Source organism: Streptomyces sp. NPDC097129, from assembly GCF_055668065.1.
This window is the reverse complement of sequence record NZ_JBVOQE010000007.1, coordinates 267,837-292,614: the sequence shown is the minus strand read 5'-3', so window position 1 is coordinate 292,614 and position 24,778 is coordinate 267,837. Positions and strand designations below refer to the sequence as shown.

At 73.4% G+C, this 24,778-nt stretch carries 14 protein-coding genes; 3 read left to right on the top strand and 11 right to left on the bottom strand.

Annotated elements, in window-relative coordinates; genetic code table 11:
• Nucleotides 1-11: 11 nt before the first annotated feature.
• Nucleotides 12-1,592: a glutamine-hydrolyzing GMP synthase gene (gene guaA, locus AC0B9F_RS22010; protein WP_472005086.1), complete on the bottom strand. Its 1,581-nt coding sequence runs from the start codon at nucleotides 1,590-1,592 to the stop codon at nucleotides 12-14.
• 338 nt (nucleotides 1,593-1,930) lie between these two features.
• Here guaA and AC0B9F_RS22005 point away from each other — a divergent pair, with 338 nt between their 5' ends.
• The gene (locus AC0B9F_RS22005) at nucleotides 1,931-2,218 is read left to right on the top strand and encodes a chorismate mutase (RefSeq protein ID WP_472005085.1); all 288 of its coding nucleotides are present in this window, start codon (nucleotides 1,931-1,933) and stop codon (nucleotides 2,216-2,218) included.
• Between the two features lie 518 nt (nucleotides 2,219-2,736).
• On the opposite strand, the gene AC0B9F_RS22000 is transcribed toward AC0B9F_RS22005, so the two are convergent.
• Entirely contained in the window at nucleotides 2,737-3,840 is a 1,104-nt protein-coding gene (locus tag AC0B9F_RS22000; protein WP_472005084.1) for a hypothetical protein, read from the bottom strand.
• A gap of 186 nt (nucleotides 3,841-4,026) precedes the next feature.
• Here AC0B9F_RS22000 and AC0B9F_RS21995 point away from each other — a divergent pair, with 186 nt between their 5' ends.
• A complete protein-coding gene (locus tag AC0B9F_RS21995) occupies nucleotides 4,027-5,064 on the top strand; it encodes an LAETG motif-containing sortase-dependent surface protein (protein ID WP_472005082.1) in 1,038 nt (345 codons plus the stop codon).
• 69 nt (nucleotides 5,065-5,133) lie between these two features.
• Here the strand turns inward: AC0B9F_RS21995 and AC0B9F_RS21990 are convergent, their stop codons facing one another.
• The 8 genes from AC0B9F_RS21990 to AC0B9F_RS21955 form a co-directional block, all read right to left on the bottom strand.
• Complete coding sequence (locus tag AC0B9F_RS21990; protein ID WP_472005081.1) at nucleotides 5,134-6,951, bottom strand: GMC oxidoreductase; 1,818 nt, start codon at nucleotides 6,949-6,951, stop codon at nucleotides 5,134-5,136.
• Between the two features lie 41 nt (nucleotides 6,952-6,992).
• A complete protein-coding gene (locus tag AC0B9F_RS21985; RefSeq protein ID WP_472005080.1) occupies nucleotides 6,993-8,606 on the bottom strand; it encodes a succinic semialdehyde dehydrogenase in 1,614 nt (537 codons plus the stop codon).
• Nucleotides 8,607-8,709: 103 nt separating this feature from the next.
• A complete protein-coding gene (locus AC0B9F_RS21980; RefSeq protein WP_472005330.1) occupies nucleotides 8,710-10,503 on the bottom strand; it encodes a serine/threonine-protein kinase in 1,794 nt (597 codons plus the stop codon).
• Nucleotides 10,504-10,573: 70 nt separating this feature from the next.
• Nucleotides 10,574-12,199 (bottom strand): serine/threonine-protein kinase, encoded by a 1,626-nt coding sequence (locus tag AC0B9F_RS21975; protein WP_472005078.1) that lies wholly within the window; start codon nucleotides 12,197-12,199, stop codon nucleotides 10,574-10,576.
• Between the two features lie 113 nt (nucleotides 12,200-12,312).
• Nucleotides 12,313-14,217, bottom strand: coding sequence for a serine/threonine-protein kinase (locus tag AC0B9F_RS21970; RefSeq protein ID WP_472005076.1), 1,905 nt, complete (start codon nucleotides 14,215-14,217; stop codon nucleotides 12,313-12,315).
• Between the two features lie 57 nt (nucleotides 14,218-14,274).
• Nucleotides 14,275-16,041, bottom strand: coding sequence for a protein kinase domain-containing protein (locus AC0B9F_RS21965; RefSeq protein WP_472005075.1), 1,767 nt, complete (start codon nucleotides 16,039-16,041; stop codon nucleotides 14,275-14,277).
• A gap of 183 nt (nucleotides 16,042-16,224) precedes the next feature.
• A complete protein-coding gene (locus AC0B9F_RS21960) occupies nucleotides 16,225-18,717 on the bottom strand; it encodes a protein kinase (protein WP_472005073.1) in 2,493 nt (830 codons plus the stop codon).
• Nucleotides 18,718-18,899: 182 nt separating this feature from the next.
• Nucleotides 18,900-20,891: a serine/threonine-protein kinase gene (locus AC0B9F_RS21955; RefSeq protein WP_472005071.1), complete on the bottom strand. Its 1,992-nt coding sequence runs from the start codon at nucleotides 20,889-20,891 to the stop codon at nucleotides 18,900-18,902.
• Between the two features lie 788 nt (nucleotides 20,892-21,679).
• Between AC0B9F_RS21955 and AC0B9F_RS21950 the strand changes: the two genes are divergently transcribed.
• The gene (locus AC0B9F_RS21950) at nucleotides 21,680-22,690 is read left to right on the top strand and encodes a serine hydrolase domain-containing protein (protein WP_472005069.1); all 1,011 of its coding nucleotides are present in this window, start codon (nucleotides 21,680-21,682) and stop codon (nucleotides 22,688-22,690) included.
• A gap of 134 nt (nucleotides 22,691-22,824) precedes the next feature.
• Here the strand turns inward: AC0B9F_RS21950 and AC0B9F_RS21945 are convergent, their stop codons facing one another.
• Nucleotides 22,825-24,531 (bottom strand): glycerol-3-phosphate dehydrogenase/oxidase, encoded by a 1,707-nt coding sequence (locus AC0B9F_RS21945; RefSeq protein ID WP_472005067.1) that lies wholly within the window; start codon nucleotides 24,529-24,531, stop codon nucleotides 22,825-22,827.
• Nucleotides 24,532-24,778: the final 247 nt, after the last annotated feature.

The window sequence follows — 24,778 nt, the reverse complement described above, 5'->3', positions numbered from 1 at the left end:
TCAAGCGGGGACTACTCCCACTCGATGGTCCCCGGCGGCTTGGAGGTCACGTCGAGGACGACCCGGTTGACGTCACGCACCTCGTTGGTGATCCGGGTGGAGATCTTGGCGAGGACGTCGTACGGCAGCCGGGACCAGTCGGCGGTCATGGCGTCCTCGGAGGACACCGGACGCAGCACGATCGGGTGGCCGTAGGTGCGGCCGTCGCCCTGGACGCCGACCGAGCGGACGTCCGCGAGCAGGACCACCGGGCACTGCCAGATGTCGCGGTCGAGGCCGGCCGCGGTCAGCTCCTCGCGGGCGATGGCGTCGGCGTCGCGCAGCAGGTCCAGGCGCTCCTTGGTGACCTCGCCGACGATGCGGATGCCGAGGCCGGGGCCGGGGAACGGCTGGCGCTGGACGATCTCCTCCGGCAGGCCCAGCTCCTGGCCGACCATGCGGACCTCGTCCTTGAACAGCTTGCGCAGCGGCTCGATCAGCTTGAACTCGAGGTCCTCGGGCAGGCCGCCGACGTTGTGGTGCGACTTGATGTTGGCGGTGCCGGTGCCGCCGCCGGACTCGACCACGTCCGGGTACAGGGTGCCCTGGACCAGGAACTCCACGGCCGGGCCCTCGTCGGCGACGATCTCGGCCTGGGCCTGCTCGAAGACGCGGATGAACTCGCGGCCGATGATCTTCCGCTTCTCCTCGGGGTCACTGACCCCCTTGAGCGCGGTGAGGAAGCGCTCCTCGGCGTCGACGACCTTCAGCTTGACGCCGGTCGCGGCGACGAAGTCCTTCTCGACCTGCTCGGTCTCGCCCTTGCGCATCAGGCCGTGGTCGACGTAGACGCAGGTCAGCTGGTCACCGATGGCCTTCTGCACGAGGGCGGCGGCCACCGCGGAGTCGACGCCGCCGGACAGGCCGCAGATCGCGCGCCGGTCGCCGACCAGCTCACGGATCGCCTCGACCTGCTCGTCGATGACGTTGCCGGTGGTCCAGTTCGGCTCGAGACCGGCGCCGCGGTACAGGAAGTGCTCCAGCACCTGCTGGCCGTGCGTGGAGTGCATGACCTCGGGGTGGTACTGGACGCCGTAGAGCTTCTTGTCGTCGTTCTCGAAGGCGGCGACCGGGACGACGTCCGTGGAGGCCGTCACCGTGAAGCCCTCGGGGGCGGCGGAGCAGGCGTCGCCGTGCGACATCCACACCGACTGCTCGCCCGGGGTGCCCTCGAAGAGCGTGGAGGAGTTTCGGGAGACGTGCAGCAGCGTCCGGCCGTACTCGCGGGCGCCGCTGTTGTCGACGGTGCCGCCGAGGACCTGCGCCATCAGCTGGAAGCCGTAGCACATGCCGAAGACGGGGACGCCGGCTTCGAAGAGCTCACGGCCCAGGCGGGGGGCGCCCTCCTCGTACACGGACGAGGGGCCGCCGGAAAGGATGATCGCCGCCGGGTTCTTGGCGAGCATGTCGGCCACCGGCATGGTGCCGGGGACGATCTCGCTGTAGACCCGGGCCTCGCGGACGCGACGGGCGATGAGCTGGGCGTACTGCGCGCCGAAGTCGACGACCAGAACGGTGTCGGGGGCGGCGGCAGCGGGGGGCGCTGATGACACGGGAGCCTTCCGGCGGATCGGGCGGGGTCTCTGTGCTGGCCAATTCTACCGAGGTGGGCGCGGTCGGCGCCCCCCGCTGCCCGGCAGGGGCCCGACAGTCGCGCATCTCACCATCCGGTCGGTGTTGGACGGCCCTGCCGGGCACGGCATACTGGCCGCATGCTCCAGCACCAGACCTTCGTGTTTACCTATGGCACCCGGCCCGCCGGCTGCCATGGTCGTGCTGCTTGAGCAACTGACAAGCGACTTCCCAGGCGCCCCGGGCCGACAAGGTCCGGGGCGCCTGTGTTTTCCGGATCTTGCCGCTCCGGGGCACCCCGTCCGACGAGGAGCCCCCTATGACCGCCACCGCCACCGACGTCACCGGCGCGCACACCCCCGAGGCCGCCGATGTGATCAGCGGCGCCCGGGAGCGCATCGACGCGCTCGACGACCGGATCATCGGCCTGATCCAGGAACGGATGGCCGTCTCCGCGGTGATCCAGGAGGCCCGGATCGCCTCCGGCGGCCGCCGGGTGAACCTCTCGCGCGAGATGGAGGTCCTCGGCCACTACCGGGACGCGCTCGGCAGGCCGGGTACCGCGCTCGCGATGACGATGCTCGAACTGTGCCGGGGTCGTATCTGAGTTCGCATCCGCTCTCACCCGTACGGCGCGTGACCGGGCCCGGGCCGCTTCGTTGGTACCGGTGTCCGTGCCAGCCAGGGGCGGGCCCGAGAGAACCACGCGTGGCTCACTGGAGCGATGAGACGCACGGAGTGCCGTGCGTCGTGGGACCTCGCTCCAGGAAAGTGACCGGACGGCAGGGGACAGCAGCCCGGTCACCCAAGAGAACGGCCGGCCCCGGGGACGCCCGGGGCCGGCCGACGGAACCTGGATATATGCAAAATTTCATAAGGGCCGGGTCCAACGGTTGCGGGCGCCCCGCGTCATCCAGCACGATGCGGATGAGCCCAAGTCCCCCCGTTGTCACCCGTATTGCCGTGCACCGATGCGGTGCCGGCCGGCATGGCCACAGGACCGGAACAGCGGCGCAACCCCCCGGCGCCGCTTCCCCCAGGCACCGGCGCTGCCCTGACGTCGGTGCTGACGAGGAAGGGCCCCGCGGCGAGCTCCCGCGGGGCCCTTCCGTCGTGCGCGCCCCCTCAGATCCGGGACACGGTCCAGCAGCCCGCCGACCGGTGCGGGTCCAGGTCCTTGCTGCGGTCGTACGGGTCCACCTCCGGGCCGGTCGGCTCGGCGCCGCCGGGTGCGGCCGACGGGAACTGCGGATGCAGATAGCCGTCGTCGGCGTCGCAGTCCGAGTTGCCGGCCTCCTCGTCGTAGCGGTTCACCATGATCTTGCCGGGGGTGACCCGGTAGCGGCCCGGGTCGGGCAGGTCGATGTCGAGGACGCGGCGGACCACGGTGCGGGTCACCTCGGTCGAGCCGTCGGTGCGGACCACCGGGTAGACGAAGCTGTAGTCCGCGTGGATGCGGGCGGAGCCCTTCTCGCCGGGTCCCACGGTCATCCGGCCGCGCGTCTTGACCACCGTCCCGACCAGCCGGACCTCACGGGGGTCGAAGCGGGTGAACATCGACACCGGGTCATGGCCCTTGTCCGGCCGGCGCAGCGCGGTCTCCAGGTCCGTGAGCAGGCCGGGCTGGAGCGGGTCGAGCACGGACAGCGCCTCGGCGGGCCGCTCACCGCGCAAGGTGGCCGGGTCGAGGCTGCCGTCGACGAGCAGGGTCCGGGTCTGCTCCAGCGCCCTGGCCACCTGGGCCTTGGAGTGCACGCCGACGGCCCGGGCCGCGGGCGGGACGATGCCCGCCTCGCCGTCGGCCCACCGCTCGGCCGGGGACCCGGCGAACGGACGGTCCAGGGTGGGCCGCTCGGGGGCGGCGGACTCCGGCGCGGTCGGGCGCGCGGTCTCCGGCGGCAGCGGGGGCGCGGTGGCGGCCTCGGCCGCGGCGGTGTGGAACGGGTCGCCGGGCAGCAGCGAGGGCTTCATCGCGACGACGGCCACGGCGAGCGCGACGGGTATGCCGAGAACCGCCCACAGCCGTCGCCGGCGGGCGACCCTGCCGTCCAGCTCCCGCCTGGCGGGGCCGGTGCGCCACCCCTCGGGCAGGCCGGACGCGCCGCGGGCGGCCGCCGACGCCTCCTTGGGCGCGGTGGCGCGGATGTCGAGTTCGCTGTCGCGGACGAACTGCTCCCACACGTCGTCGGGGACGCGGGAGGTCTCGCCGTCTGAGGGCTTGTCAGGCACGGGGCACAGTTCTACGGCGTACGGCTCGACGGCCACAAGTCGCCCCCTGCTGTGACGGAGCCCACATAAAAGCGCCGTGAAGAAGGCACAACCATTCACAGGCTTCACTGATCCAACCTGCTGCACCCAGGGCCACACCCGCGCCCCACACGCGGCGCCCACCACACTGGACTCCTTGAGGTCTTCATGAAGCTTCGCCGTGCCATGGCCATCGCGGCCGCTACGGCAGTGATAGGCCCGCTGGCGCTGCTCTCGGCGCCGGCGGCTTTCGCCACGGACGACCCGGACACGGCGTCGGCCACTCCGAGCGACTCCGCCTCGTCGAGTGCCTCCGTGTCGGCGACGGAGAGCGCGTCGTCCTCGGCCCCGGCAGCCGACGGCCAGAGCTCCTCGTCCTCCCCTTCCGCCTCCGCCAGCGCGTCCGCGTCCGCGTCCGCGTCGGCCTCCGCCAGCACCTCCGCATCGCCCTCAGCGTCGCCGTCGCCCAGCACGTCCGCAGGAGGCGGCGACGACTGGGACCCGTACCAGGACTGCGAGGACTTCAAGCTCGACAACAACCTCACCGCCACGATCTCCGGTCTGCCGAGCAAGATCGTCGCGGGTTCCGGCTGGCACAACTTCAAGTTCGCCGTTGAGAACAACTCGACGAAGGACCTGAAGAACGTCTGGATCAACGCGTTCACCGAGTACACCGACGACAAGAACGCCGACTCCTCGCTGTTCCAGAACCTGGCCGAGATCCAGGTCAAGGAAGACGGCAAGTGGACCGGCGGCTACCAGGAGAACTTCGGCGACACGAACTTCAGCGGTTCCTTCGCCGCCGTCCTCGACACGCTCGAGAAGGACACCACCGCCACGCTCGAGCTGCGGGTGAAGGTTGCTCCGTCGGCGCCGGCCGGTGCCGCCATCGCCCTGAGCGAGGCCGTCTACGCGGGTAAGGACCACACCTGCTACACCAACGGTGACTACTACGAGTTCACCGTGCTCAAGGCCGGCACCGAGCCGGGCGACGTCGACGATGCCAAGCCGACCGGCGAGAAGCCGACCGGTGTCGACAAGGGCGTCAAGCCGCAGGGCGGCGCCAAGCCGATCGACGGCAGCCTCGCCGAGACCGGTTCCAGCTCCGCCCTGCCGATGATCGGCCTGGTCGGCGGTGCCGCGGTCGTCGCCGGCGCGGGTGCCATCGTCGTCGTGCGCCGCCGCAAGGGCGCCGCGACCGCGTGACACCACCGCACCTGACGTGAGGGACCTGCGCTCGGAGGGGGGCGCAGGTCCCTTCGTCGTACGACGGGGTCACTTCTTGGGCGGCACCGCCGGGACGCCCAGGAACGGCAGGCGCAGCGCGCCGAAGGCGTCGGCGGGCACCGCCGGGAGCTTCGGCTCGACCGGCTTCAGGCGCTCGTAGTCCGCTCCCTGCGCCGGACGCGGGTCGGCCTCGCCCTTGTTGGGCCAGTACGACATCGCCCGCTCGGCCTGCGCGGTGATGGTCAGCGACGGGTTGACGCCCAGGTTCGCGGAGACCGCGGCGCCGTCCACCACCGAGATGCCGGGGTGGCCGTACAGCCGGTGATAGGGGTCGATCACGCCGGTCTCGGGGGAGTCGCCGATCGGGCAGCCGCCGAGGAAGTGCGCGGTGAGCGGGGTGCCCATCAGCTCGCCGACGTTGGACCCGGCGAAGCCGTTGATCTCGGCGGCGAGCGCGGTGGCGCCTTCGGTGGCGGCGCGGATCTGCTTGGGGTTGGGCGAGCCGTGGCCCTGCCGCGCGGTCAGCAGGCCCTTGCCGACGCCGTCGGGCTTCAGATACGTCGTCAGCGAGTTGTCCAGCGACTGCATCACCAGGCCGATGATGGTCCGCTCCGACCACTTCCGGTTGGACAGCGAACGCAGCACCAGCATCGGGTGCCGGGCGGCGTTCGCGAGCCAGGCGGCGACGCGCGAGCGGCCCTCGGCGTAGGGGACCTGGAGGATGGACAGGCTGCCCATCGAGTTGGAGCCCTTGCCGTAGCGGACCGGCTCGATGTGGGTGCTCGCGTCGGGGTGGATGGACGAGGTGATGGCGACCCCCCGGGTGAAGTCGGCCCGTGTGTCGCCGGTGGCCTTGCGGTAGCGCCGGTCGTCGGTCTGCGCGCCCACCAGCGCCTCGGAGTTGGTGCGGGTCAGCTCGCCGAGCCGCGGCGAGAGGTAGGGCAGGTTGCCGTTCGCCTTCATCCGGTGCAGCAGGGTCTGCGTGCCGTAGGTGCCGGCGGCGAGGACCACCCGGCGGGCGGTGAAGGTGCGGCCCCGGCCCTTCTTCTTGTCGTCGGTGGGCAGGGTGGCGACCGCGTATCCGCCGCGGGAGTCGTCCGTGACGGAGACGGCCGTGGTCATGGGGTGGACGACCGCGCCGGCCTTCTCGGCGAGGTAGAGGTAGTTCTCGTTGAGGGTGTTCTTCGCGCCGTGCCGGCAGCCCGTCATGCACTCGCCGCACTCGGTGCACGCCCGCCGGGCCGGACCGGCGCCGCCGAAGTACGGGTCGGCGACCTGCCGGCCCGGCTCCGCCTTCGCCGTGCCGTCGGCGTCCTCGCCGTCGCCGAAGAACACGCCGACCGGCGCCATGTGGAAGGTGTCGCCGCAGCCCATCCGCTCTGCCGCCGCCTTCAGATGCACGTCGGAGGGGGTCATGGTCGGGTTCAGCCGCACCCCCAGCATCCGCTTGGCCTGGTCGTAGTACGGCGCCAGCTCCTCCTGCCAGTCGGTGATGTGCCGCCACTGGGGGTCGTCGAAGAAGGGCTTCGGCGGGACGTAGAGGGTGTTGGCGTAGTTGAGGGAACCGCCGCCGACGCCCGCGCCCGCCAGCACCATGACGTTGCCGAGCAGGTGGATGCGCTGGATGCCGTACAGGCCGAGCCTGGGCGCCCAGAGGTAGTTCTTCAGGTCCCAGCTGTTCTTCGGCAGGCTCTCCCGGGTGAAGCGGCGGCCGGCTTCCAGGACGCCGACGCGGTAGCCCTTCTCGGTGAGCCGGAGGGCGGTGACGGAACCGCCGAAGCCGGAGCCGACCACGAGGACGTCGTAGTCGTATCCGTCCTCGTCCCGGGTCCGGACAGACGTCTGGACAGACTTCTCCTGCGACACGTGCTCTCCTCGTCGGGAACGGGTGGTTGAGAAGGGGCGCTCTAGCGGAGGCGGAACACCTTCATCAGCTTCAGGCTGCGGCTCATGAACGCCGCGTACTGCTCGTCGGTCATGCCCAGGGAGGGGGCCATCGGCAGCAGGCGCTGGTGGGCGACCGTCTGGGCCTCGGTGTACTTGAGGATGCCCTCGGAGCCGTGCCGGCGGCCGAGACCGGAGTCCTTCATGCCGCCCATCGGGGACTGGACGCTGCCGTAGGCGGGGGCATAGCCCTCGTTGATGTTGACGGTGCCGGTGCGCAGACGGGCGGCGACGTCCCGGCCGCGGCGGGCGTCCTTGGTCCACACCGAGGAGTTCAGGCCGTACGGCGTGGCGTTGGCCTGCTCGATCGCCTCGTCCTCGGTGCGGAAGCGGTAGATCGACACGACCGGGCCGAAGGTCTCCTCGGTGCACACGGACATCGGCTCGGTGACGCCGTCGAGGATGGTCGGCTCGAAGAAGTACGGGCCGATGTCGGGGCGGGCCACCCCGCCGGCGACGACCTTCGCGCCCTTGGTCACGGCCTCCTCCACGTGCCGCTCGACGGTCTTCAGCTGCCGCTCCCCGACCAACGAGCCCATGTCGGCGCCGTAGGCGAGGGACGTGCCGAGGCGCATGGCCTTGGTGCGGGCGGCGAAGCGCTCCAGGAAGGCGTCCGCGACCGACTCGTGGACGTAGAGCCGCTCGATGGAGATGCACAGCTGCCCGGCGGAGGAGAAGCAGCCGCGCACCGCTCCGGCGGCGGCCTTGTCGAGGTCGGCGTCCTGAAGGACCAGCATGGCGTTCTTGCCGCCGAGTTCGAGGGAGACGCCGACCAGACGCGCGGCGGCGCGCTCGGCGACCTCGCGGCCGGTGCGGGTGGAGCCGGTGAAGGAGACGTAGTCGGCGTGGCGGACGACCTCGGGGCCGATGACCGGGCCGTCGCCGATGACGACCTGGAACACCTCGGCCGGCAGTCCCGCCTCGATGAGCAGGTCACGGGCCCACAGCGCGGTCAGGCAGGTCTCGGTGTCGGGCTTCATGACGACCGCGTTGCCCGCGACGAACGCCGGCAGCGCGTCGCCGACGGACAGCTCCAGCGGGTAGTTCCACGGGGCGATCTGGCCGACGACTCCGCGCGGATGGCGCAGCTCGGTGACCTTCGTCAGGGTCGGCACGGCACCGGTGTGCCGCTTGGGCCGCAGGTAGGCGGGGGCCTTGCGGCCGTAGTGGCGGGCGGCGACGGCGACGGCCTGCACCTCCTCATGGGCGTGCAGCCGGGCCTTGCCGGTCTCCAGCTGGATCAGGTCCAGCACCTCGGCCTGCCGCTGGAGCACCAGGTCGTGGAAGCGCAGCAGGACGGCGGCCCGCTGCCGCACCGGCACCCGCGCCCACACGGCCTGGGCGGCGCGGGCGGCCCCGAAGGCCTTCTCCACGTCCTCGGGGGTGGACTCGGGCAGGTCGGCGAGCTTCTCCCCGGTGAAGGGGGTGTGGTTGGCGGTACGGCCGGAGCCGGCCACGCCCTTGGTGAGCTGGGCGACCAGCTCGGGGGTGACCACGTCGGCGGCGGTGCGGGCGCCCTGAGGTGCGGGGGCGAGGGGGTTGGTGCCGGTCTTGGCCGGTGCCTGCGCGTCCGTCATGGGCGCAGGGTATGCCGCAGCGGAGCCTTTGTGTACCCGTCGGTAACGGGGATTCACCGACTGCTCACACTCCGCCAGCGTTCGCTGGCAACGAATGCGCTGATCAGGGCGTTGGGGAGGCGCTCCGGGACTCCTGCGGAACGGGCGCGAGCCTCAGGCGCTCCCGTGCGCCCTTGAACAGCGCCGTGCCGTCGTGTTCCTGCGCCGTACCCTTGGGCATGTCGACCCGCAGCTCGTACAGCCGTCCGTCACCGGTGCGCACGAACAGCTGCAGCACCCGCGCCCGCTGACCGCCCAGTTGGTAGGCGGTGTCGGCGTAGGCGGCCTCGTTCCCGTCGAGGCTGGTCCGGGTGAGCTGTGTGCGGGCGTCGCCGTGCTGTGCCCGCCAGGTGCGCTCCGCCTCCCGCGCCCGTTCCATCGGGGTCCCGGGGGCCCTGTCCCACTCCGCGAGGCGCGCCTCCACGGCCCCGTCGGCGCCGTACACCACCACACGCGGCCGGTCGCCGCCGCCGCTCTGCCGGGCCGTGCGGCGGTAGCCGTCGGGCAGCGCGAGCACGGCGTTCAGCTCCGGCTCCTCGTGCGCGACCCAGGGGCCACCGGTGGAAGCGGCGGGCGCGGGGCGGTAGGTGCCGTGCAGTTCCGTGGCTCCCGCGCCGGAACCGCGGTCGAGGAAGGCTGACACACCGAACCAGACACCGCCCGCGACGAGGACGGCGAGCGCGGCGAGGAGGACGGGGCGACGCGGGGCGGGACGGCGGAGACGGGGGCGGCGCAGGCCGGGGCGGCGAGGGGCGGGCGACTGGGCGGGGGGCTGTACGGGGGGCTGTACGGGGGGCTGTGCGGGGGGCTGTGCGGGGGTGCGCTGCTCAGGGCCGGGGTCGCTCGCCGGCCCGGGTATCGGGCCGGCCTCCTGAGAAGGCGCCGGCTCGGGCGCGCGATCCGGCGCGGGCTCGGGCGCTGGGTCCGGCGCGGGCTCGGGCGCTGGGTCCGGCGCGGGGTCCGGCGCGGGGTCCTGCTCCGTCACGGGGTTCCGCTCGGGCGTGAGTCCCGCCTCCGGCGCCTCGCCGCCCCCCGCCGCCGCCAGCGCCTCCGCCGTCTCCTCGGGGCCCGGCCGCCGCTCGGGCTCGCGCTCCAGCAGGCGTACGAGGAGCGGGGCGAGCGGGCCGGCCCGCTTCGGCTCGGGCACGTCCGCGGTGAGGATCGCGGCGAGCGTGGACTCCACCGTCGTACGGCGGAACGGCGACCAGCCCTCCACGGCCGCGTACAGCAGCACGCCCAGCGACCACAGGTCGGAGGCGGGGCCGGCGCCACGCCCGGACATCCGCTCCGGCGCGACGAACTCCAGCGACCCGACGAACTCGCCGGTGCCGGTGAGGGATTCCTCGCCCTGGACGTGCGCGATGCCGAAGTCGGTGAGGACGACCCGGTCATGGGGGCCGAGCAGCACGTTGGCCGGTTTCACGTCACGGTGCACGATGCCCACGGCGTGCGCGGCGCGCAGCGCGCCGAGGACGGCGCCGCCGATCCGCGCGGCCTCGGCCGGCGGCACCGGACCGCGCCGCAGCACCTCGTGCAGCGACTCGCCGCGCACCAACTCCATGACGATCCAGGGCAGTCCGTCCTCGACGACCACGTCGTGGATGGCGACCGCCGAGGGGTGGTCGACGCGGGCCGCGGCGCGGGCCTCGCGGTAGAGGCGGTGCGCGGCGCGCCGGTGGCTGTCGTCCTCCGGGTCGCCGGGCAGCCGGGGCTGCTTCACGGCGACGTCACGGTCCACCTTCTGGTCGTGGGCCCGCCACACGGTGCCCATGCCGCCGGAGCCGATGCGCTCGACGAGCCGGTACCGTCCGCCGACGAGCCGGTCCCGCCCGCCGCCGACGGCCCCCTCGTTGCTCATCCCCCAAGCCATGCCCTATGCCTATCGCGCCGCGAGCCGCCTTGTCGACGCATGCCCGCTCGGCGCGGGCTCACTGCGTGTCGACGTCGAGGTTGGCGATCGCCGCCCGCGCCACCTCACGGCCGCGTTCGGTGAAGTCGCCCTTGCCCGGGTAGCTCACGGTCAGCTTGTACATGTCGCCGGACTGCGTGCGGTAGTAGAAGATCTGCACTTCGCGCGGGCGCGGTTGCTGGCTGTCGTTGGTGGTGTAGGTGAGGGTGTTGTGGGCGGCCTCGCGGCCGTGGAAACTTCTGTTTCCTTCCGGCTCGGTCCCGGGACCGGCCGGCATCTCCAGCTCGTACTCGCCGTTCTGCTTGAACTCGCCGTCGTCGGCGTACATCTGAGCCGTCGACGAGTCGGCGATTTTGCGGCTGCTGTCCTCGGACTTCTTGTCCAGCTCCAGCCCGATCCAGATGCTGCCGCTGGGGTCGCTGTACGTCACCCAGTGGCCGTGGTCCTTCTTCGGGTCGGGCAGGGCGCGCGTGTACACGGCGGGGAAGGCGACCGTGGCGTGCAGCGCGCCCTCGTGCCGGGTCTTCCACCCAGGGGGCAGCGGCCCGGCGAACGGGTCGGCGATCAGCAGGTACGCCGCGACGGCGGCGGCGACCACGGCGGCGCCGACGCCCAGCCAGGCCGCGCGGGCCAGCCGGAGCCCGCGGCCCCCGCGGCCGGCGTGCCGGACGGCCTGCGTCGGCTGCGGCGCGGGCGGCTCGGCGGCCGTGGTGAGCAGGGCGCGGACCTGCGCGGCGGACGGGCGGTGCGCCGGGTCCTTGCGGAGCAGGCCGTCGATGGCCTCGGCGAGCGGGCCCGACGCGGCGGCGGGCGGGGCCGGTGTGGCGTTGAGGACGGACTGCAGGGTGGCGGGCGTGTTGCTGCGGCGGAACGGCGAGACGCCCTCCGTCGCCGCGTACAGCACCACGCCGAGCGACCACAGGTCGGAGGCGGGGCCGGGGCGCCGGCCCAGCACCCGCTCCGGCGCGATGTACTCGGGCGAGCCGATGAAGCCGCCGGTGTCGGTCAGCCGGGTCTCGCCCTCGATCTGGGCGATGCCGAAGTCGGTGAGCACGATGCGGTCGTACCGGCCGAGCAGGATGTTGTCCGGTTTGACATCCCGGTGCAGGATGCCCGCCGCGTGCGCCGCCTCCAGCGCGCCGAGCACCTCCAGCCCGATCCGGGCGGCCTCCCGCGCGTCGAGTGTGCCTTCCTGCAGGACGGCGCCGAGGGAGCGGCCCCGCACCAGCTCCATCACGATCCACGGCCGGCCGTCGACGACGGCCACGTCGTGCACGTCGACGACCGCCGGATGGTCCAGCCGGGCCGCCGCGCGCGCCTCGCGGCGCATCCGTTCGAAGGCGTTGTCCCGTTCACGGTCGGGGAGGTGGTCGGGGACGCGGGGCTCCTTGACGGCGACCTCCCGGTCCACCGTCTCGTCCTTGGCCCGCCACACCGTGCCCATGCCGCCGTGGCCGAGCTTGCCGAGCAGCCGGTAACGGCCGGCGATGAGCCGCCCGGCGCCGGGTTCGCCGTGCGCGGCCGCCGGCTGGCCCTCCCCGGGGGCGGGCGGCGCCTGGGCCGGGACCGCTGCCGGGTTCGGCGGTTGCAGGACAAAGCTGGTCGTCTCGTCGGCCCCGTGGCCGGCGCCCCCGTTGTTGCTCATGGACCCATCCATACCGTGTGCGGCGTCCCCTCTCCACAGGGAAACGCAAGTGGTCACAGACCCGTGACCGTTGCGGACCGGCTGCCCTCAGTCGCTGCCCTCAGGCGCTGCTTTCAGGCGCGCGTGAACGTGTCGACGGCCACGTCGAAGTACTCCCGCGCCTCGCGGACCTTCCCGACCGGCGCCGACACCCACACGTCGTACATCCTGCCGCCCTCCTCCCAGCACAGGTCGTAGGTGTGCCGGGCGCCCTCCGCGGCGGTGAAGCCGTTCCAGGTGAACTCCCACAGCGCGGCGGGCCGTCCGTCGTGGGTGGTCCCGGTGACGGTGCCGGCGTGGTAACCGGGGTTGGTGTCGGCGCCGTTGGCGTCCGCGCGGCCCATCGCGGCGAGGGGGCCGCCGGGTTCGGGGGCGGCGACCTTGACGCCGAGGCGGAAGGACCCGTCCGGGGAGAGGTAGAACACCCGCTCGCCCTGCGGACTGCGGACGAAGCCGTCGGGCACGGCGAGCCGGAAACCGGCGGGGTCGTCGGCGATCCGGTAGCCGGACGGCGCGAGGGGCCGGGCCCCGTCGCCGGTGGCCTGGGAACCGGTGGTGGCAGAGCCCGTGGCGGGAGATCCGGTACCGGTACCGGTGCCGGTGCCGGTCGGAGCCGGGGCCGGGGAGCGGGTGACCGTGACCGTCGCGGCGGGCGCCGTCGCCGGGGAACTCGCCCGGCTCGGCGCCTGCGGTGAGCCGCCCTTGTCGCCGCCCTGCATCAGCAGCGCCGCTGCGGACACGCCCGCACCGGCCATCGCCGCGACGAGGAACGCGGCCACCAGCACGCCGCGGGTGGAGCGTTCGGGCGCCCGCCCCGGATCGGCCGCCGTACCGGCGTGCGGCAGGTCGGCCTGCGTGGGCGTATAGCCGCCCCCGGCCGTCGGAGTGGCGTCACGGGCCGGATCGGGCGTACGACCGGACCCGGCGCCCGGCGCCGGCCCCCAGCCCGACGACGTGGCCGCCCCGAAACCCCCGCCCGCCCCCGCCCAGGAACCGGGCCGGACATCCTCCCCCACGCCCGGCACGGCCCTTCCCCCGGAGCCCCCGCCCGCACCCGCGCCGCCGCCGCCGTCCGCACCCGACCCCGACCCCGAACCCGAACCCGAACCCGAACCCGAACCAGGGTCCGAACCAGGGTCCGGAAGGACCCCGGTGTCCCGGTAGGCCCGCAGCAGCCGCTCGGCCTGGGCCGCGTCCATCCGCCGCTCCGGATCCCGCTCCAGCAGCCCGCGTACGACGGGCAGCAGCGGCGCGGCCTGCTCCGGCGTACGGATCTCGGCGACCACGACGGCGTGCAGGATGCCGCCCAGTGAGTCGCGCCGGAAGGGCGATTCACCGCTGAGGATCGTGCACAGCAGGGCGCCGAGCGACCACAGGTCGGAGGCGGGCCCGGTGGCGGTGCCCGACATCCGCTCGGGCGCGGTGTATTCGGGCGAGCCGACGAAGGACCCGGTCTCCGTCAGCGTCGTGGCGCCCGAGACCTGCGCGATCCCGAAGTCGGTGAGGACGACGCGGTCGGTGCCGGACTCGATCAGGACGTTCGCCGGTTTCAGGTCCCGGTGCAGCACCCCGGCGGCGTGCGCCGCGCTCAGCGCACCCAGCAGGGCCACGCCGATCCGCGCGGCCTCGGCGGCGTCGACGGGACCGCCGCGCGCGATGCGATCGGCGAGCGTTCCGCCGTCGACCAGCTCCATGACGAGATAGGGGCGCCGGCCGTCGTCCACGACGTCGTGGACGACGACGATGTTCGGGTGCCGCAGCTGCGCGACCGCGCGCGCCTCACGCAGCGTCCGGTCCCGCTGGAGCCGCGCCTGCTCGGCCGACAGGGTCTCGTCGAGCGCGATCTCCTTCACCGCCACCCGCCGGCCCAGCAGTTGGTCGGTGGCCTGCCACACGATGCCCATGCCGCCCCGGCCCAGCCGTGTGTCGAGCCGGTAACGGCCCGCGATCACACGGGCATCCGCCCCCTCGGTCCCCATGCGCCCCATCATGCCCCACCGGACCGCTCCCCCCGGGGCGCCGATCGGCCAAGCACGCTAGGCGGAGACCTTCTCCTGCCAGCTGCGCAGGATCGCCTTGAACTGCTGCTGTGTGGTGGCCCAGTCCTCGGTCGGTCCCGACAACAGCAGCGCGTACTCGGTGCCGTCGTCGCCGATGTAGACCTCGTCGACGGCTCTGCGCGGGCCGGGGAACGGCGTGTCCTTGGCGAGCGCGGTGAAGGTGTACTCCCACAGCGAGGCCCGGTGGTCCCGGTAGGTGACGACCTCGAGCTTGCGCTTGCGGTAGTCGACGAGCCGGTGCAACTGCTTGTCCAGGGAAAGCTGGTGCTGGTACGGGTCGTTGAAGTCCGGGTCGGTGTCGATGGCGACGCGCAGGAAGTGGTTGCCGTCGTCGGGCGTGTAGTCGATCTGCGTCAGGCCGTCCTTGTCGCTGAACAGCTGCCGCTTCCAGCCCTTGGGCAGGGCGAGGCCGAAGCCCCTGGGGTCGCTGATCTGCTGCCAGTCGTCGGGCACGGATCCCTGGTCACCGCCGGTGTCCTTGGTGCTCGGCGGTGACGAGGTGACGACCGGTCCGGCGTTGCCGCCGCGGCCGTGGCCCCACTGCTGGAGCACGACCGCGGTACCGGCGCCGACGATCGCGGCGAGGGCGACGACCAGCGCGACGGTACGGCCGCGGCGGCGCCGGGGCGGGGCGGGCGGCAGCTGCGTGGATCCGACGGCCGTCGGACCGGTCGCCGGGCCGTGCGGCGGGGCCGTCATCGGGGTGTTGTAGGCCGACGCGGTGTGGTGACCGGATCCGGTGTTGTAGCCGGAGCCGGTGTTACGTCCCGAGCCGGTGGTGTAGCCGGAGCCCGAGCCTGTGTTGTAACCGGAGCCGGAGCCCGAGCCGGTGTTGTAACCGGAGCCGGTCCGGTAGCCGGAGTCCGTGTCGTACGGGGGCCGCTGTCCGCCGTGCTGGGTCGGCACGTACGCCTGTGCCACGCGGGGCCGGCGTCCCTCCGCCGCCTCCGCGAGCATCTGCTCGGCCTCGGCGACGCCGGGCCGGGTGGCCGGATCCTTGCGCAGCAGTGCGGAGATGACGGGCGCGAGCGGGCCGGCGTACCCCGGCTCGTCGGCCTCCTCCTCGACGACGGCCTGCATGGTGGACAGCGGCGAGGTGCGCCGGAACGGCGAGCGGCCCTCCACCGCCGTGTACAGCGTCGCGCCCAGCGCCCACAGGTCGGAGGACGGGCCCGGGTCGTGCCCGCGGACGCGTTCGGGGGCGAGGTAGTCGACCGATCCGACGACCTCGCCGGTGCGCGTGATGGTCGTGTCGCCCTCGATCTGGGCGATGCCGAAGTCGGTGAGCAGGACCCGGCCGTCGTGGGAGAGCAGCACGTTGCCCGGCTTGACGTCGCGGTGCAGGACGCCCGCGGTGTGCGCGGCGCGCAGGGCCCGCAGCACCCACATCCCGATCCGGGCGGCCTCGGCGGGCTCGATGCGGCCCTGCTCCTTGACGGCGTCGGCGAGCGAGTGCCCCTCGACCAGCTCCATCACGATCCACGGACGGCCGTCGTGCTCCAGCACGTCGTGCACGGTGACGACGGCGGAGTGGTTGATGCGCGCGGCCGCGCGCGCCTCGGCGCGGGTGCGCGCGAGCAGGACCTGCTGGTCACTGTCGGAGACGTAGAGCGCCGCGGTCAGCTCCTTGATCGCGACGGCGCGGTGCAGCAGCTCGTCGTGCGCGCGCCACACACGGCCCATACCGCCGCTGCCGATGGAATCGGCGAGCCGGTAGCGGCCCGCGAGGAGCAGGCCCTGCATCTGATTCACGTTGCCCCGCAATGCTCTTGACAGGGTCAGGGTAAAGACAGCCCGGCGTCCGGGGAACCAGCGGGGTGCCTCGGTGACCGCACTGTGACGGTTGTCGCTTTGCGTGACCGCGGGCAACCTTTTGGACTGCTGATGCGTACGCCCCCTTTTGTACGGCCCGTCTGTGCGGGTTGGTCAGCCCGTGTACTGGTAACTGCCCGACGCCTGCTCGTACAACCGCGTCACCTCGTCCCGCTCGGCCTCCGGTCCGCGCACCTGGACCACGTGATAGCGCCCGTCGACCAGCAGCGCCAGGTTGCGCACGTACAGCTCACGGCCGTCGGCGCCGGTCCAGGTGAACTGGCCCTCCGCCATGGTCCGTCCACCGACCTGGATCGTCTTCAGCCCGGTGGCGGTCGCCCAGGAGGAGTCCCGGTACGGCTGCAGCTCGGGCTCCCGCTCCCGCTGATACGCCATCGGGTCGCCGCCGTAACGGGCCGAGGTGTCCCGGCCGGGGACGACGATCAGCGCGAAGTCACCGTGCGTGTACGTCACCTGGCCGCGGCCGTTGCCCGGGACACGCTGCCAGCCGTCGGCGACGGCGACCCGGAAACCGGCGGGGTCCTTGCGCAGCGTGAACCCCTCGGCGACGCCGGGCCCGGTGGTCTGCGGTTGCGTGGACCCGGCCGATGTCGCCGGGCCGTTGCCGTCCGGGGCGCCGGGCGAGGTCTGCTCGGGGTGCGGCGCGCTGCTCGCGTCCGGCTCCCGGGACACGGACCCGGCCGCGCCGGTCCGGTCGGCGCCGCGGTCCTCGGCGCTGCCGGACTTCGGCAGGAAGAACATGGCGTACGCGATCGCCGCCGCCAGCAGGAGCAGGATCAGCACCAGCAGGATCCGGCCGAGGCTGCGCGGCGAACCCTGTCTCGTCGCGGCCCGCTTGTGCCGGCCGTGCGGGGCGGGCAGTCCGGCGCGGCGCCGCCGCACCAGTTCGCCCCGGCGCCGTACGACGGGCAGCTTGCCGGCGTCCACCGGCGGCGCGGCCACGATGTGCACCCCGGCCTCCGGCTCGGGCGCGGACCGCACCAGGGAACGCAGCCAGCCGCCCAGTTCCTCGAAGTCGATGCGCTCGGTGGGGTCCTGACGCAGCAGCGACTCCACCACCGGCCGCAGCGGCCCGCACTCCTCGGCGAAGGCGGGCGGCTCGGCGCACACCATCTGCACCAGCTCGGCCGTCGACTCCTCCGGGTACGGCGCGTGCCCCTGCACGGCCCGGAACAGCAGCGCGCCCAGCGCCCACAGGTCGGTCGCGGGTCCGATGGGCGCGGCGAGCTGCCAGTTCTCGTGCACCGGCCCGGCCTGCTCCGGCGCCCACCGCTCGGTCACGGCGCCCACCACCGTCATCCGCGCCTGCCGCGCCCGCTCGGCGGCGAGCGCGGTGCGCGGGCCGCGGGGGGCCGGGGCGGCGTGGGAGGGCTCGCCCCAGGAGGCGGACTCGGGGCCGGCGCGGGTGCCCTCGGGCGGGTGCGGCGCGGTGCCCCGCGCGCCATAGGGGTCGGCGATCCGGCCCGGCGCCGCAGGATCGGACCGCTCCTGCCCCTGGCCACCCGGCGCGTACGGCGGCTGCGGACCGCCGGGGGCGGGGAGACCCGCCTGCGCGTACGGCGGCTGCGGCCCGCCGGGGGCGGGGAGGCCGGCCTCGGCCGGTGGCCGGGCGCCGGGCAGGGCGACGCGGCCGTTGTGCGTGCTGTGCTGCGCCTCCTGCACCCGGGCCGCCGCCCGCGCGCCCGCCCGGTACGCGGCGATCGCGCCGGCCCGCGCGGCGCGCACGTCCTCGGCGCTGTCGGTGTCGGCCGGGCGGGCGAGCGCGGCAGCGCCGGTGCCCCCCGGCCGGTTCCCGGCGCCCGGCAGTCCGCCGGCGGCACGAGCCTGGATGGCGGCCCGCCGCGCGGTCTCGGCGTCCAGCACCGCGCCGGCGTCCTCCGGCCGCCCCGGCGGCGGAACACGGCCCGCACCACCGGCACGGGCGTCCTCGCCGCCCTGCCCTGGGCCGAAGTCGGTCTCCTCGTCCGGCTCCGGCGGCACCGGGTCGTACCCGCACAGCGCCTCCTCGGCCGCGCCGACCGCCAGGCCGGTGAGCATGACACGGCCGTCTTCGCAGACCAGGACGGTGCGGGCGGTGATGTTGCGGTGCACCCAGCCGTGCCCGTGCAGCACCCTGAGCGCCATCAGCACGTCGGAGGCGACCTCGGCCGCCCGGTAGGGGGTCAGTGGCTGCTGTGCGAGCAGCGCGGCCAGCGGCCGGGCGGCCACCAGCTCGCTGACGATCCACAGCGAACCGCCCTCCGCGAACACGTCGAAGACCTGATCCAGCCGCGGATGGTCGGGTATGCGCGCCGCGGCCTGCACGGCCTCCACGGCCCGCCGCACCACGGGGTCGGCGGGACGCCGCACATCGACGCCCGCGCCCCGCCCGGCGCCACGGCGCTGACGCGGGGTGAACCCGGCGGGCAGCCCCTCGGCGTCCAGTACCTCAGCTTCGACGACCTCCGGCAACGGCACCTGCCGGATGAGGACTTCCTGCCCGCTGTAGGTGTCGAACGCCCGGGTCTCGGTGAGTTCGTACGCGTCGGACGGCGGCAGCGGTAGGCGGTAGCGGTCGGCGAGGACCCGTCCCGCGTAGTCGTCCACGTTGCCTCCCCCGGCCGCCCGGTTGGTCAGATCCGTTCGCCACGCGTCCCGTTGCGGGCATCCCCTCCGATGCATACGGTCCGCAAGCACTCACGATACGTGCCGGAGGCAACCCACAAAGAGGGGTTGCCCGATCTGAATCGACGAACGCGCCGAATCGACGAACGCGCGGACCGGGGGCGTCACTTCTTCGGCTGGAACGTCTCCGTCAGCGTCTGCCAGGTCTGCCGGCGCAGGTCCCCGTCCCAGTCGGCGGCCTTCGCCGTGTACATCAGCGCGTACCCCGCATGGTCGTCGACCACGAAACCCCGGTCGACCGTCCGGTACCGGGTGCCGCCGTCCGCGTAGGTGAACTCCCAGTCGGCCGCGTTCCACCCCCGGAAGCCCACCTTCTCTATCCGGATCTTCTGGTACTGGGAACGCACCATGCCGCGCTCCTGGTTCCGCCAGTCCGCGACCGGGTCGTCCTTCGGCGTGGAGGTCCAGGCCACCAGCAACTTCTGCCCGCCCGGGCCGGTGAAGCGGTCCCCCGCCGAGCCCGTGGACTGGAACGCCCACCCGGCGGGCAGCCCGATCGTGTAACCCTGGCCACCCTGGTGCGTACCCGTCACCGGCGCACCGCCGGAAGCGGCCGGGCCGGCCGTGCCACCGGTCGGGCTCGGGCCCGCGCCGGGCGTGCTCGCGCCGCCCGCGGTGGACGTCGCCGAGGACGCCCGGGGCGAGGAGGAACCGTCCGCGCCGGTCGCGCCCCCCTTGCCCTTCTTGGTTTCCGCGCCGCCGCTCGCCACGGCCCCGGACGGCCGCGCCCCCTGCGCGCCCTTGTCGTCGTCGCCGCCGCTCAGCGCGAAGGCCAGCACGGTGCCGAGCACGGCGAGCGCCGCGACCACCGCGATGATCATCAGCGTGCGCTTCGGCACCACGTCGGTGAGCGGCGCCCGGGGCACCGGCCGCGGCTGCAGGTCGAGGTCCGGCGGCGGCACCACGTTCCATCCGGAACCTCCGCCGCCGGTACGGCCCTTGCCGACGGCGGCCGTGCCTCGGCCGGCCGCGCCCTCACCACTCGCCGTGGACGCGGACGACGTTGTCTTCGTGCTGTCCGCCGACGCCCCGGACGCGCCACCCGCGGCGGCACCGGACGTGCTTCCCGCCGCGGCGGCCTTGCGTACGGAACGCAGCGCACCGCGCAGCCGCTCCCCCGCCTCCTCGCCCCGCTTGGCCCCGCGCTCGGCCGGCTGCGGCGGCAACGGCACGACCTTCGTCGCGTCGGCCGCGGGCTCCGGCTCGGTCTGCGTGACGTCCGGCCCGTTGATGACGGCCTTGAGCATCACCCGGGCGCCCGCGTCGTCCAGCCGCTGCGCCGGGTCCTTGGTGAGCAGCCCGTAGATGACGTCCTTGAGCGGCCCGGCGTTCTTCGGCTCCTCCAGCTGCTCGGTCATCACCGCGGTGAGCGTGGCGATCGCCGACCCCTTGTCGTAGGGCGGAGTGCCCTCCACCGCCGCGTACAGCAGCCCGCCGAGCGACCACAGGTCCGCCGCCGGTCCCGGCTTGTGCCCGCGCGCCCGCTCCGGGGAGATGTAGGAGGGCGCGCCGACGAGCATGCCGGTGGAGGTGATGGACGGGTCGCCCTCGACCTGGGCGATACCGAAGTCGGTGAGCACGACCCGGCCGTCCTCGGCGATGAGCACGTTGGACGGCTTCACGTCACGGTGCAGGATGCCCTCGCGGTGGGCAGAGCGCAGCACGTCGAGGACGGCGAGCCCGACCTCCGCCGCGCGCCGGGGCTCCAGCAGCCCGTCCTCACGGATGACCTCGGCGAGGGACTTCCCCTCGACCAGCTCCATCACGATCCAGGGCCGGTCGTCCTCCTGCACCACGTCGAAGACGGTCACCGCGCTGGTGTTGCGGATCCGCGCGATCGCCTTGGCCTCGCGCAGCGTCCGCGTGATGAGCCGGCGCTTCTCCTCCTCGTCGATGTTCGACGGGAAGCGCAGCTCCTTGACCGCGACCGTCCGCCCGAGGGTCTCGTCCGTGGCCCGCCACACGGTGCCCATGCCACCGCGGCCGAGCACGCCCTCCAGCCGGTACCGCCCGGCGAGGAGACGCTCGCTCCGGTCCTGACGAGAGTCCTGACGAGTGTCCTGACGAGGTGTCCCCGCCCGCTCCGCCTCCGACATGCGTCCCCTCAAACCAACCCGCCCTGACAGAGCCTCCATTGTCCCTCACCCGACAAGTACCCAACGCACCCAGGGTGTCCCATGCACCCGGACCACCCGCCGGCCCCGGCACCAGGCGGCCGAGCCGCCGCCACCCGGCTGAATCCCCCGCTCCCCCGCCCTGCATGATGGGCGGCGACCCGGGCGGCCGAAGGGAGACCGCGATGCCCCCACGCCGCCCCCCGCCGACCGCTGCACAGCCTGTCCGCGGCCAGATCCCCTCACCCACTGGGGCGGCTGTGCATCACGGCCGAGTCCCGTCGCCCACGCGGACGGCTGTGCACGGCCGGATCCTGCTGGCCATGGCGGCGGCCTTCCGACACCCCCGGACCCTGCCGGCCATCGCGGCGGCCTTCCGACACCGGAACCTGTGGCCCGGCCCCGCGGCTACCCGACGCCAGGACCTCGGGACCGGTACCGCAACCGCCCGACACCAAGACCTCGAGCCCGGTACCGCGACTGCCCGTCACCCGGACATCGTGGCCGGCACCGCGGCCGCCCGTCACCGGGGCCTATGGACCAGTACTGCAGCTTTCGGTCGCCGGATTCTGTCGACCGCTTCAGCGGAGGTTCCACGTCGATTCCGGCCGACCGCTCCCCCCGTTGCCCTTGCCCCGCGTCGCCGCCTGTCCGTCACCCCCTCCCTCGTTCCGCTGCGGACCCTTCTGACCGTTTCCGCCACACTCGCCGTCCTTCTGGGTCTGACCCCAGCAGGCGCCGATACCTCCGGGACGCCACGGCCGGCGAACGTGCTCACGGCCACCGCCCCGGCCGCCAAGTCGCAGACGGCGTCGGCGGCCGACGCCCTTCTGCCGCTTCTGCTGAGCCGCGGCCATGCTCCCGCTGCCGCCCTGCTGGCCAGTGGGCCGGCCGCTGGGCCGGCCGGCAGCCGTTACGCCGAGGCCGGGACCGGCATCTCCCGCGCCGACCACTTCCGGGCCGGCAGTCTCACGAAGACCTTCGTCGCGACCGTCGTGCTCCAACTGGCCGCCGAGCACCGGCTGTCCCTGTCGGACACCGTGGAGCAGCACCTGCCCGGGCTGGTGCGCCGAGCGGGCAACGACGGGCGCGCGCTGACCCTGCGTTCCCTGCTCACCCACACCAGCGGGCTGTACGACTTCACCCGGCTCACCGGCGGCACCGTCCCCGTCACTCCGCTCCAAGCCGTGCGCCTGGCGCTCACCCACCCTCCGGCCGACCGAGGCCGCTTCTCCTACTCCAACACCAACTACGTCCTGCTCGGCATGGTGATCCGGCAGGTCACCGGCCACTCCTACGCCACCGAAACCGAGCGGCGCATCCTCGCTCCCCTGGGCCTTGACGGCACCTCCTTCCCTGGCTCCCGCACCACGCTGCCCTCGCCGCACGGCCGTGCCTACGCCACCGACGGCTCCGACGTCACCGCGCTCGACCCGCGGGTGGCCGGGGCCGCGGGCGAGCTGGTGACCACGCTCGCCGATCTGAACCGCTTCTACGCGGCGCTGCTCGGCGGTGAACTGCTGCCCCCGCGCCGGCTGCGCGAGATGCTCGGCACCCGGACCGCACATGGGGTGTACGGCATGGGCCTGTTCCCGGTGAGGCTGCCGTGCGGCACCACGGTGTGGGGACACAACGGGCGGATATCCGGCAGCTACGTGCGCACCGCGGCCACCGTCGACGGCCGTCGCGTCCTCACCTTCCGGGTGAACACGACCGCGATCGCAGACCCCGGCCTCGAACCGGCCCTGCTCGCCGCCGAGTTCTGCCCTCGCACCCGGTAGAACGGACGGGCGCCGAACGGAGATCCCGCCCGGCGCCACACTTTCGGGTGAACGCGCCACCTCCCGCACGTGGTGAACCCGCCACCACCCCAGGCCGCGGGCGTCCCGGGCCCCCGGGCCGCCACGGGCGACGCCTACAACGGCACGATGTCCGGCGCCCCCAGCCGTGCCGCGTCCGCCGTCTGGTCGTCCGGCTGGAGTTGCGACTCGCGTTCGGCCTCCACCCGCTTCTCGTAGTGCTCGACCTCGCGCTCGATCTGGCCCTTGTCCCAGCCGAGCACCGGTGCCATCAGCTCGGCGGCCTCGCGGGCGCTGCGGGCGCCGCGGTCGAAGGTCTCGATGGAGATGCGGGTGCGCCGGGTGAGCACGTCGTCCAGGTGCCGCGCCCCCTCGTGCGAGGCGGCGTAGACGATCTCCGCGCGCAGGTAGTCGTCGGCGAACTCCAGCGGTGCGCCGAGCCCGGGGTCCTTGACGATGAGGTCGAGGAGTTCCTCGGCCATCGAGCCGTAACGGTTCAGCAGGTGCTCGACCCGGACCACGTGCAGGCCGGTCTGTGCCGCGATGCGCGCCCGCGCGTTCCACAGCGCCCGGTAGCCCTCCGCGCCCAGCAGCGGGATCTCCTCGGTGACGCAGTCGGCGACGCGCATGTCGAGTCCGTGCACCGCCTCGTCCACGGCGTCCTTGGCCATCACCCGGTACGTCGTGTACTTGCCGCCCGCGACGACGACCAGCCCCGGCGCCGGGTGCGCCACGGTGTGCTCGCGCGACAGCTTGCTGGTGGCGTCGGACTCCCCGGCCAGCAGCGGCCGCAGCCCCGCGTAGACGCCCTCGACGTCGTCCCGGGTCAGCGGCACCGCGAGCACGGAGTTGACGTGTTCCAGCAGGTAGTCGATGTCGGCGCTGGACGCGGCGGGGTGGGCCTTGTCCAGGTTCCACTCGGTGTCGGTGGTGCCGACGATCCAGTGCCGGCCCCAGGGGATGACGAACAGCACGGACTTCTCGGTACGCAGGATCAGGCCCGTGGAGGAACTGATGCGGTCGCGCGGCACGACCAGGTGGATGCCCTTGGACGCCCGCACGTGGAACTGGCCGCGCTCGCCCACCATGGCCTGCGTGTCGTCGGTCCACACACCGGTGGCGTTGACGATCTGCTTGGCGCGGACCTCGTACGCGCCGCCGCCCTCGACGTCCCGGACCCGGGCCCCGACGACCCGCTCGCCCTCGCGCAGGAATCCCGTCACGCGCGCCCGGTTGGCCACCTTCGCGCCGTAGGACGCGGCCGTGCGCACGAGGGTGGCGACGAAGCGGGCGTCGTCCATCTGGGCGTCGTAGTACTGCAACGCGCCGACCAGCGCGTTCTTCTTCAAACAGGGGGCCACCCGCAAGGCGTGGCGGCGGGTCAGGTGCCGGTGCAGGGGCAGGCCCCGGCCGTGCCCGCGGGCCATGGACATCCCGTCGTAGAGCGCGACGCCCGAACCGGCGTACCACCGCTCCCAGCCCTTGTGCTGGAGCGGGTAGAGGAACGGAACCGGCTTGACCAGGTGCGGGGCGAGCCGCTCCAGCAGCAGACCGCGCTCCTTCAGCGCCTCCCGTACGAGTGCGAAGTCGAGCATCTCGAGATAGCGCAGACCACCGTGGATCAGTTTGCTGGACCTGCTGGACGTGCCCGAGGCCCAGTCGCGCGCCTCGACCAGCCCCGTGGACAGTCCGCGGGTCACGGCGTCGAGGGCGGTGCCCGCGCCGACGACTCCGCCGCCGATCACCAGCACGTCCAGTTCCCGCTCGGCCATCGCCGCGAGTGCCTCGGCACGCTGCGCCGGCCCCAGTGTCGCTGTCCTCACCGCTGCCTCCCGCATCTCATCCGCGTCGGCCGCACCCGTGGGCGAAGCCCGGTCCCTCCCTCATGCCCAGATTCTGACGGTCTTGCCCGACTTCAGCCACCACGGGCCGCACAGCCTGTGGACAACGCCCGGCCACACCCACGGAAACACACACGAACAATCCCTCATATCGGTCATATTTACCCGTAGTCTGACATTGCGCTCGCTCATTCTGTCCACCGGGCTTGCGCACCTGTCCCGCTTCGGT